Source organism: Shewanella sp. (assembly GCF_051658185.1).
In the GTDB taxonomy this organism is placed as follows: Bacteria; Pseudomonadota; Gammaproteobacteria; order Enterobacterales; family Shewanellaceae; genus Shewanella.
This window is the reverse complement of sequence record NZ_JBOFMC010000048.1, coordinates 1-2,114: the sequence shown is the minus strand read 5'-3', so window position 1 is coordinate 2,114 and position 2,114 is coordinate 1. Positions and strand designations below refer to the sequence as shown.

The 2,114-nt window shown below is 43.5% G+C and carries 2 protein-coding genes; both read right to left on the bottom strand.

The window, feature by feature from the left end:
- A partial coding sequence (locus ACRCZA_RS01985) for an MtrB/PioB family outer membrane beta-barrel protein (protein ID WP_438672807.1) occupies positions 1 to 672 on the bottom strand: 672 nt, incomplete at its 3' end.
- Positions 673 to 690: 18 nt separating this feature from the next.
- Entirely contained in the window at positions 691 to 1,629 is a 939-nt protein-coding gene (locus tag ACRCZA_RS01980; RefSeq protein WP_438672806.1) for a DmsE family decaheme c-type cytochrome, read from the bottom strand.
- Positions 1,630 to 2,114 lie beyond the last annotated feature (485 nt).

The window sequence follows — 2,114 nt, the reverse complement described above, 5'->3', positions numbered from 1 at the left end:
GAACTTATCCGTCGTTTCATCCACCGCTTCAGCAAAATTCGTTGGGCGAGGATTCACTAAACTGGCACTACGATGCCCCTGTTTATCCTCACGGTCATAACGCAGGTAGGTATTTAACCCCAGTGGGACATATCCAGAAAAATCATATTCAAGGCCAATGCCCGTTTTCTGCCTTTCTAAGGCCAAATCCAGCACGCGCGGCTGTGAACTTGGCGTTAACATGCCGTTGTTTTGCCACAGAGAAGTCGACACTGCGCTTGCTTGATGAGTGGTGAGCTGTTGCCAATCCAGTTCCAGCTTATAGAGGCCAGACTTTCCACCTTGCAGATTAACAAAGCCGTTCTCCATTCCAAGTTGGTAAGCTTGGAACTGAGCTTTATAACCCTTATTTTGATACGCTAAATCGCTATTAATACCCGCGACAGCGCCATCGTCAGCAGTACCGAAGGCGTCTACTGCATGGGAGTCATCGGCATTGACCATCCCCACGCTCGCCCCTACATTGCCCGAATAGCCCTGATTGACGACACAATTTTTACATTGGTAGTTTGTTATTTTGGCATGGGTGAGATTAGCCCGTTGAATGCCAAAATCAGCAGCGAAAACACTCGCACCAGAAGTGAGTAAGGCTAAAGTGATAATATTTAATGAAAAACAGTTAATTGAACGCATTTAAAATCACTCCAAGACTTAACGGGCAAAATTGCTGCCAGCAGGATGATTAGAACCATGGATCTTGCTATGACAATTTAGACAACTTTTACCTGCGCTAAACGCATCTTGACCAGCCTGGTTGGTTAAGCGACTTGCGTGACCATCATCAGCGTGACACTGCTGGCATAATTGCGGAACCCGCGCCTTTAGCAAGCTGTCATTCACACTGCCGTGAGGAGTATGGCAGCTCGAGCAATCCTCAACGACGGGGGCATGTTCCCACAGGAATGGCCCACGTTTTTCAGCATGGCACTCTGCACAAGTCTCGTTAAGGCTCGGTTTAATCAACGCGCTTTCGGTCATAGAGCCGTGGGGGTTATGACAGTCGATACAGGTCATTTGATCCCACTTCAACGGATGCGACGAACGTTTATTCATATCCGCTTTGGCACTGGAGTGACATGCTGTACATGTCTCATTCACAGTTAAACGATCAAGTGCAGGATCCTTAGCTGCATGGATTTGGTGACAGTCAACACAGGCCACTTCCTCCAAATTATGTGTGCTGTTATGCCACGCCATTTGCTTAGGGTCGTTATGGCAGCCCTGACATACACTATTCTGGCTTTGTGGTGATAACTTGCTATCAGGGCTAAAGCTTATCATCGGCTCCTTCCCCCCCCGGTTATGCAGCCCTAGCGGGCCATGACACGCCTCACATTGCATTCCCGCCATAGGTGAGCGGCTATTATTCAAATCGCCGTGAACTCCCTGAAAAATATCCATAACCTGAGTATTTTTTTTATGGCACATAAGGCAGGAGTCCGCACCTTTAGGTGAGTACTCTCCCTTAGTAAATTTTTCAGATAATTGTTGTTCAAGTTGTTTCGCATCAAGATTTTCCCACGGTGTCGCTGTCGCAGGAAATATATTGATTAACATCGTAAGAAAAGCCACAACCATTAGTTTGGCCATATCATTGACTGACTTTATAGCATTTCGGTTAGACATTAACTTCAGACCGGTTATATATAGAAGGAGGTATATTATGAACCGATACCAGCAGAACTCAAGATAACCACCCACTCACTACGGATATGTGAGCCTTATTGCAAATACTCAACAAACCACTCAGTCATCACGAATCGGCATCGTTCATCAAGTGTAATAAAAACAGAAATCACAGACATTAACCCTTAAAAATCAGAAAAATACACAGCAATTGATAATGGTTATTATAAATATTTATTATTAATTTTGGTCGAGTGCATGAAAAGTTCAATTTTAAAAAATGCATATTTTACGATAATTATCACAAATATTTTCGAGCACAATCTCATTAGGCCATAATTCACTTACTGGACCAAGTTAACTGTTAGTTACAATTTATGATTAAAGTTAACTTTACAACAACTAATGACATGCAATTATTACACAACACGATTTAATAAAATGCTTAG

Coding starts and splice junctions, on each gene's coding strand:
- ACRCZA_RS01980 (WP_438672806.1), bottom strand. CDS start 1,629: ATGGCCAAACTAATGGTTGTGGCTTTTCTTACGATGTTAATCAATATA.